This window comes from Nocardioides sp. (genome assembly GCF_024509035.1).
Taxonomy (GTDB): domain Bacteria; phylum Actinomycetota; class Actinomycetes; order Propionibacteriales; family Nocardioidaceae; genus Nocardioides.
The window spans coordinates 1-8,018 of sequence record NZ_JANINT010000104.1 but is presented as its reverse complement, the minus strand read 5'-3'; the positions used below and the strand labels follow the sequence as shown (position 1 = coordinate 8,018).

General features: G+C 72.0%; 9 protein-coding genes. All 9 read right to left on the bottom strand.

Annotated features, from left to right (window positions below):
- Positions 1-382: S-adenosylmethionine synthetase N-terminal domain-containing protein (locus Q0L15_RS08575; protein WP_296603645.1), on the bottom strand; the 382-nt coding region annotated here is incomplete at its 3' end.
- 81 nt (positions 383-463) lie between these two features.
- Positions 464-1,666 carry a bifunctional phosphopantothenoylcysteine decarboxylase/phosphopantothenate--cysteine ligase CoaBC gene (coaBC, locus tag Q0L15_RS08570; RefSeq protein WP_296603641.1) on the bottom strand — a complete coding sequence of 401 codons (1,203 nt, stop codon included), beginning with the start codon at positions 1,664-1,666 and terminating at the stop codon, positions 464-466.
- A gap of 76 nt (positions 1,667-1,742) precedes the next feature.
- Positions 1,743-2,075, bottom strand: a complete 333-nt coding sequence (gene rpoZ, locus Q0L15_RS08565; protein WP_284533722.1) for a DNA-directed RNA polymerase subunit omega — start codon at positions 2,073-2,075, stop codon at positions 1,743-1,745.
- 10 nt (positions 2,076-2,085) lie between these two features.
- Positions 2,086-2,679, bottom strand: a complete 594-nt coding sequence (gene gmk, locus Q0L15_RS08560) for a guanylate kinase (RefSeq protein WP_296603640.1) — start codon at positions 2,677-2,679, stop codon at positions 2,086-2,088.
- Complete coding sequence (gene mihF / locus Q0L15_RS08555) at positions 2,672-2,992, bottom strand: integration host factor, actinobacterial type (RefSeq protein WP_296603638.1); 321 nt, start codon at positions 2,990-2,992, stop codon at positions 2,672-2,674. Before mihF ends, gmk begins: the two co-directional genes overlap by 8 nt.
- A 98-nt stretch (positions 2,993-3,090) precedes the next feature.
- Positions 3,091-3,528 (bottom strand): hypothetical protein, encoded by a 438-nt coding sequence (locus tag Q0L15_RS08550; protein WP_296603636.1) that lies wholly within the window; start codon positions 3,526-3,528, stop codon positions 3,091-3,093.
- A gap of 18 nt (positions 3,529-3,546) precedes the next feature.
- Positions 3,547-4,365, bottom strand: a complete 819-nt coding sequence (gene pyrF, locus Q0L15_RS08545; RefSeq protein WP_296603634.1) for an orotidine-5'-phosphate decarboxylase — start codon at positions 4,363-4,365, stop codon at positions 3,547-3,549.
- Entirely contained in the window at positions 4,362-5,387 is a 1,026-nt protein-coding gene (locus tag Q0L15_RS08540; protein WP_296603633.1) for a quinone-dependent dihydroorotate dehydrogenase, read from the bottom strand. Before Q0L15_RS08540 ends, pyrF begins: the two co-directional genes overlap by 4 nt.
- A gap of 1 nt (position 5,388) precedes the next feature.
- Positions 5,389-8,018, bottom strand: a 2,630-nt coding sequence (gene carB / locus Q0L15_RS08535; protein WP_296603631.1) for a carbamoyl-phosphate synthase large subunit, incomplete at its 5' end; no start/stop codon positions are given.

Genomic DNA, 8,018 nt, shown 5'->3' with positions numbered 1-8,018 from the left:
CGCCGGCGCCCTGCTTGTCCATCGCGTCGACCGAGCCGGTGCGGCTCTCGTGGCCGGTGTCGACGCCCTGGGCGATGTCGCCGGACTGGCCACCGATGGCGACCATCACTCCGCAGGAGTGACCGTCGAAGCCCTTGATCGAGGAGTCGTAGCCGATGTCGATGATCCGGCGGCGCACGACGTCCTTGACGTCGACGTACCCGGTGGTGGTGACCTCGCCGGCGACCACGACGAGGCCGGTCGTCAGGAGCGTCTCGACGGCCACCCGGCTCGTGGGGTCCTGCTCGAGCATCGCGTCGAGGACCGAGTCGCTGATCTGGTCGGCGATCTTGTCGGGGTGACCCTCGGTCACGGACTCCGAGGTGAAGAGGCGTCCGGTCACGTTTGCGCTCCTGGTGTAGGTAGGCCCATGCGGGCGGTGCATCTCACGATATCGACCGTCCCGGATCGCGGGACGGCGGTCTCAATCCTGCAGCCTGGCGGCCACTTCGTCCCAAATGACGCGGGCCAGCGCTGCCTTGGAGCCGCGCGGTACGTCGACGGCCGACCCGTCGGCGCCCAGGATCACGGCCTCGTTGTCGGGGCTGCCGAAGACCGCTCCTCCGCCGACGTCGTTGACGACCAGCAGGTCACAGCCCTTGCGGGCCAGCTTGGCCCGGCCGAGCTCGAGGACGGTGCCGGTGTCGTCACCGGTCTCGGCGGCGAAGCCGACGATGATCGCGCCGGGACGGACCCGCTGGGTGCTGATCTCGTGGAGGATGTCGGGGTTCTGGGTGAGCCGCAGCTCGGGCGCCGACCCGTCGGCGGACTTCTTGATCTTCGCCCCGCTGACGTCGACCGGGCGGAAGTCGGCAGGGGCGGCGGCCATCACGACGGCGTCGGCGGACGGCGCCGCGGCGAGCACCTCCTCGCGCAGCTCGCCGGTGGTCTCGACCCGCACGACCTTGACGCCCGCGGGATCGGGCAGCGCGACGTTGGCGGCGACCAGGGTGACCTCGGCGCCGCGCGCGGCCGCGGCTCGCGCCAACGCGTAGCCCTGCAGCCCGGAGGAGCGGTTGCCGAGGAACCGCACGGGGTCGAGGTACTCACGCGTGCCGCCGGCGGTGACGAGCACGTGCCGACCGGCGAGGTCGGCGGACGTGGTGGCCCCGGACAGCACCTCCTGGCAGACCTCGAAGATCTCGGCCGGCTCGGGGAGCCGGCCCTTGCCGGTGTCGGCGCCGGTGAGCCGGCCCTCGGCGGGCTCGATCACCAGGACGCCGCGCTCGCGCAGCGTGGCGACGTTGGCGCGGGTCGCGGGGTGCTCCCACATCTCGGTGTGCATCGCCGGGGCGAGCACCACCGGGCAGCGCGCGGTGAGCAGGGTGTTGGTGAGCAGGTCGTCGGCCATGCCGTGCGCGGCCTTGGCGATCAGGTCGGCGGTCGCGGGCGCGACCACCACCAGGTCGGCGGACTGGCCGATGCGCACGTGCGGCACCTCGTGGACCTGGGTCCACACGTCGGTGGCGACCGGCTTGCCCGAGAGCGCGGCCCAGGTCGGCGCGCCGACGAACTCCAGCGCCGCCGCCGTCGGCACGACGGTCACGTCGTGGCCCGACTCGGTGAACCGGCGCAGCAGCTCACAGGACTTGTACGCCGCGATGCCGCCCGCGACGCCGAGCACCACGGAGGGTCCCGGACGAGCAGCGGGCCGCCCCCCGGACAGGGAGGCGGCCTCGTGGGTGCTGCTGGCGCTCAGTGGATCACTCGCTGAAGGAGTTCCCGGCGTCCGCGGCGGCGGCCGACGCGGCGGCCTCCTCCGCGGCGAGCTCGGCGGGGTCGATGTCCTCACAGGTCAGCAGGTCCTCGTTGATCTCGCGCAGCGCGATCGAGAGCGGCTTCTCCTGCACGTGCGTGTCGACCAGCGGCCCGACGTACTCGAGGAGGCCCTCGCCCAGCTGGGAGTAGTACGCGTTGATCTGCCGGGCGCGCTTGGCGCTGTAGAGGACCAGCTTGTACTTGCTGTCGGTCTTCGTCAGCAGCTCGTCGATCGGAGGGTTGGTGACGCCCTCGGCCGCGATGGTGGGTCCGGACACGCTAATAGCCTCACGAATCTGTTGGGGATGGCTCCATCAAGGCTACCAACTCCTCAGCGGCGGCGTGAACTTCGTGGTTGACGATCGTCACGTCGAACTCCGCCTCCGCGGCCAGCTCCTCGCGCGCGGTGACCAGCCGCCGCTCGCGCTCCTCCTCGTTCTCGGTGCCGCGGCCGACCAGGCGGCGCACCAGCTCCTCCCACGACGGGGGCTTGAGGAACACGAAGAGCGCGTCGGGCATGGTCTCTCGCACCTGGCGCGCGCCCTGGAGGTCGATCTCCAGCATCGCCGGGCGACCCGAGGCCAGCGCCAGCTCGACCGGCTGACGCGGGGTGCCGTACCGGGCAGCCTTGTGGACCACCGCCCACTCGAGCAGGTTGTCCTGCTCGACCATCGCGTCGAACTCCTCGTCGGAGACGAACCAGTAGTGGACGCCGTTCTCCTCCCCCGGGCGCGGCGGCCGGGTCGTGGCCGAGACGGAGATCCAGACCTCGGGGTGGGCGCGGCGCACCTCGGCGGCGACGGTGCCCTTGCCGACAGCGGTCGGCCCGGCGAGGACCAGGAGGCGTGAACGACGCGCGGGATGGGTCGGCGCGTCAGTCACGCGCGGCGAACTCCTTCTCGAGGGCCGCGACCTGCTTGGTCCCCAGCCCCCGCACCCGACGGCTCTCGGCGATGCCGAGGCGCTCCATCACCTGGCGGGCGCGCACCTTGCCGAGCCCGGGCATCGACTGCAGCAGGTCGACCACGCGCATCTTGCCGATCACCTCGTTGCGCTGGCCCTCCTCGAGCACGTCGACGATCGAGGCTCCGGAGTTCTTCAGCCGGTTCTTGACCTCGGCCCGCTCCCTGCGGGAGGCAGCGGCCTTGTCGAGGGCCGCCTGGCGCTGTTCGGGGGTGAGCGGAGGCAGAGCCACGAGCGTGAGGTCCTTCGGTCAGCGGGGTGGGCGTGCCGGCCCGAGCCGGTGAGAGGTCACACTAGTCAGAAGCGCGACCGCCCAGCAATCGGGTCGGGTCAGAGGGTGAGCGCGGTGTGGCACACGTCGCGTGCGTGCTGGTCCAGGTCCTGCAGCGCACGCAGGGTGGTGCCGCTCCCCAGCTCCTTCGCGGCCGCGTCGATGCGCGCCTTCTGCTCCGCGGTGAGCCCCGACGGCGGGTGGTCGCGGTCGTACGTCGCCGGGTTGACGCCGGCGTCGTCGAGCGCGTCACCGAGCGCGGAGATCCGGCCGACCACCTGCTGCCACTCGTCGGTGATGTCGTCGGGCGCCTCTGCCTGGAGGTCGCGGAAGACCGGGAGCGCCTTCAGCAAGGCGTCCGGCGCGCCGCTCCCGACCAGGTCGCCGAGCTCCTGCTGGTGGTCCTTCACCGCACCGCAGTAGGCGTCCTGCTGGTCGCCCCCGCAGCCGGCGAGGAGCGGCAGGACCAGGGCGGCAGCCGCCAGTGCGCGTCTCACGCCCGCATCATGCCCGGATCATGCGCGGATCTCGTGGTTGATCCGCAGCACGGCGTCGCGCATGGCCTCGGGGTCTCGCAGCCGCAGGACCTCGCGCGAGGAGCTCGGCAGCACCGCGGCCGCCGCCCCGAAGAGACGGCGCACGTCCTCGATCGTGCCGCCCTGGGCCCCGAAGCCGGGGGCCAGCACCGGCCCGTTGAACCCGAGGTCCTCCTGGGTCGACCCGATGGTCGCCCCGACGACCGCGCCGAAGCTGCCCAGCGGCTGGGCACCCGCGTTGAGATGGCGCAGGTGCTCGAGCATGCGGCCGGCGACCGTGCCGTCATCCGCGCCGTCCCCGACCCGGGCGTGCTGGACCTCGGGGCCCTCCTTGTTGGAGGTCAGCGCGAGCACGAACACGCCGGCGTCATGCCGCCGCGCCGTGTCGATGAACGGGTCGAGCGATCCGAACCCGAGGTACGGGCTGACCGTGATCGCGTCGCTCGCCAGCGGCGAGCCGGGGTCGAGGTAGGCGTCGGCGTAGGCCTGGGACGTCGACCCGATGTCGCCGCGCTTGACGTCGAGCAGGACGAGCGCGCCGGCGGCGCGGGAGTCGGCGATCACGCGCTCGAGCACCGCGATCCCCCGGCTGCCGAACCGCTCGAAGAACGCCGACTGCGGCTTGACCACGGACGCGACCGGAGCGATCGCCTCGACCGCGGTGCGGGCGAAGGTCTCCAGCCCCGCGACGTCGTCGCCCAGCCCCCACTCGGTGAGCAGCGCGGCATGCGGGTCGATGCCCACGCAGAGCGGGCCCCGGTCGGCGACGGCGGCGTGCAGGCGGGCTCCGAAGGTCACGGCTGGACTCCCTGAAGGATGCGGCGGGGCCACAGCGGGCCCTCGTAGATGAACGCGGTGTAGGCCTGGAGCAGGGTCGCCCCGGCGTTGAGGCGGGCCCGGGCGTCAGCAGCGGTCGTGATCCCGCCGACGCCGACGAGCGTCAGATCCGGACCCACCCGCCCACGCAGGAGTCGCAGGACGTCGAGCGAGCGCTCGGTGAGCGGCCGCCCGGACAGCCCGCCCGCGCCGATCGCCTCGACCTCCTCGGCCGGCGTGCGCAGGCCCGCGCGGGAGATCGTCGTGTTGGTGGCGATGATGCCGTCGAGCCCGATCGCGAGCGCGAGGTCGGCCACGGCGAGGACGTCCTCGTCGGAGAGGTCAGGAGCGATCTTGACCAGGAGCGGCGTGCGCCGTTCGTCCCGGGCGGCGATCGCCTGCACCGAGGTGAGGATCGGCTCGAGCTTCTCGACCGCCTGGAGGTTGCGCAGCCCGGGCGTGTTCGGCGAGCTGACGTTGACGACCAGGTAGTCGGCGTACGGCGCCAGCAGCCGTGCCGACTTCTCGTAGTCGCGCGCCGCCTCGTCCTCTGGGACCACCTTGCTCTTGCCGATGTTCACGCCGAGCACCGGCCCCCGGCGGTCGCGCTCGGCGAGGCGCCGGGCCCGCGCGGCGAGGCGGGCGGCGACCACCTCGGCGCCGTCGTTGTTGAAACCCATCCGGTTGACGATCGCCCGGTCAGCGGGCAGCCGGAACAGCCGCGGCCGGGGGTTGCCCGGCTGGGCCTCCCCGGTGACGGTGCCGACCTCGACGTGGCCGAAGCCGAGCGCGGCGAGCCCGTCGATACCGACGGCGTTCTTGTCGAAGCCGGCAGCGAGGCCGAGCACGTTGGGGAACCTCAGCCCGAGCGCGTCGACCGGGCTGCCCGGCGGACGACGGCGGCTCGTCACCGGCCGGGCCGCCCGGATCGCCCGGAACGCGGCGTGGTGCGCGCGCTCCGGGTCGGTCCGGGTCAGCACCCGGTCGAACAGCGACCGGTACACGTCAGCGCGTCTCGGAGGGATCGGCGATGACGCTCGCCCAGTCCTGCAGCGAGCGGACCCCGATGTCGCCCCGACGCACGGCCTCGATGCCCTGCACCGCCGCACCGAGGCCCTGGATCGTCGTCACGCACGGGATGTTGGCCATGATCGCGGCCGTGCGGATCTCGTAGCCGTCGAGACGCACCGAGCTGCCGCTGGTCGACCCGTGCGGGGTGTTGACGATCAGCTGGACCTCGCCCTCGAGGATCAGCTGCACGGTGGTCTTCTCGCCGTGGGGCCCGGCGCCCTCGAAGTGCTTGCGCACCACGGTCGCGGCGACGCCGTTGCGGCGCAGCACCTCGGCGGTGCCCTGGGTCGCGAGGATCTCGAAACCGTGCTCGGCGAGCACCTTGATCGGGAAGATCATGTTGCGCTTGTCACGGTTGGCCACCGAGACGAACACCCGCCCGGAGGTGGGCAGCGCGCCGAACGCCCCGGCCTGCGCCTTGGCGAACGCCGTGCCGAAGTCGGCGTCGAGGCCCATCACCTCACCGGTCGACTTCATCTCCGGGCCGAGCACCGTGTCGATCTGACGGCCGTCGGGGGTGCGGAAGCGGTTGAACGGCATCACCGCCTCCTTGACCGCGATCGGCTGGCCCGGCGGCAGCGAGCCACCGTCACCGGTGGCCGGCAGGATGCCGACCTCGCGCAGCCGCCCGATGGTGTCGCCCATCATGATCCGCGCCGCGGCGCTGGCCAGCGGCGTCGCCGTCGCCTTGGACACGAACGGCACCGTGCGGCTGGCGCGGGGGTTGGCCTCGAGCACGTAGAGCACGTCGGAGCCGAGCGCGAACTGGATGTTCAGCAGGCCGCGCACGCCGACGCCGCGGGCGATCGCCTCGGTGGCCTCGCGGATCCGGCGGATCTCGGCGTCCCCGAGCGTGATCGGCGGCAGCGCGCACGAGGAGTCGCCGGAGTGGATGCCGGCCTCCTCGATGTGCTCCATCACGCCGCCCAGGAACAGCTCCTCGCCGTCGTAGAGCGCGTCCACGTCGATCTCGACCGCGTCGTCGATGAACCGGTCGACCAGCACCGGGTGCTCCGGGCTGATCTCGGTGGCCCGCTGGATGTATCCCTCGAGCGCGGCGTCGTCGTAGACGATCTCCATGCCGCGGCCGCCCAGGACGTACGACGGGCGCACCAGCACCGGGAACCCGATCTCGTCGGCGATCTCCTTGGCCTCGCCGAAGCTGGTCGCCATGCCGTGCTTGGGAGCCGGCAGCCCGGCCTCGTGCAGCACGCGGCCGAACGCGCCGCGCTCCTCGGCGAGGTGGATCGCCTCGGGCGAGGTGCCGACGACGGTGACGCCGTTGTCCTTCAGGCCCTGCGCGAGGCTGAGCGGTGTCTGCCCACCGAGCTGGCAGATCACGCCCGCGACCGGGCCGACGGCCTGCTCGGCGTGCACGATCTCGAGGACGTCCTCGAGGGTGAGCGGCTCGAAGTAGAGCCGGTCGGCGGTGTCGTAGTCGGTGGAGACGGTCTCGGGGTTGCAGTTGACCATCACGGTCTCGTAGCCGGCCTCCGACAGCGCCAGCGCGGCGTGCACGCAGGAGTAGTCGAACTCGATGCCCTGGCCGATCCGGTTGGGCCCGGAGCCGAGGATGATCACCGCCTCCTTCTCCCGCGGCTGCACCTCGGTCTCCTCGTCGTAGGAGGAGTAGTGGTACGGCGTGACCGCGGCGAACTCGGCCGCGCAGGTGTCGACGGTCTTGTAGACCGGCCGGATGCCGAGCGCGTGGCGCACGCCCCGCACCACCGCGGGCGTCATGCCGCGGATCTTGCCGATCTGGAAGTCGGAGAACCCGTGCCGCTTGGCCTTGCGCAGCAGCTCGGGCGTCAGCTCGGGCGCAGCGGTGACCTCGACGGCGATCTCGTTGATCAGCACGAGCTGGTCGACGAACCACGGGTCGATGCCGGTGGCCCCGAAGACCTCCTCCGGCGTCGCGCCGGCCCGGATGGCGTCCATGACCTTCTTGAGACGCCCGTCGTGGGGCCGGCGGACCTCCTCGAGGAGCGCGTCCTTGTCGAGGTCGACCCAGTCCTTCTCCCAGTCGAAGACGGCCGTGCGGCTCTCCAGCGAGCGCAGCGCCTTCTGCAGCGCCTCGGTGAAGTTGCGCCCGATCGCCATCGCCTCGCCGACCGACTTCATGTGCGTGGTCAGCGTGGGGTCGGCGCCGGGGAACTTCTCGAACGCGAAGCGCGGCACCTTGACCACGACGTAGTCGAGCGTGGGCTCGAAGGACGCCGGCGTGCTCTGCCCGTCGGGGCGCACGGTGATGTCGTTGGCGATCTCGTCGAGCGTGTAGCCGATGGCGACCTTGGCGGCGATCTTGGCGATCGGGAAGCCGGTCGCCTTGGAGGCCAGCGCGCTCGAGCGGGAGACCCGTGGGTTCATCTCGATGACGATGATCCGGCCGTCGGCCGGGTTGACGGCGTACTGGATGTTGCAGCCGCCGGTGTCGACCCCGACCTCGCGGATGATGCCGATGGCCAGGTCGCGCAGCCGCTGGTACTCGCGGTCGGTCAGCGTCATCGCCGGGGCGACGGTGATCGAGTCGCCGGTGTGCACGCCCATCGGATCGAGGTTCTCGA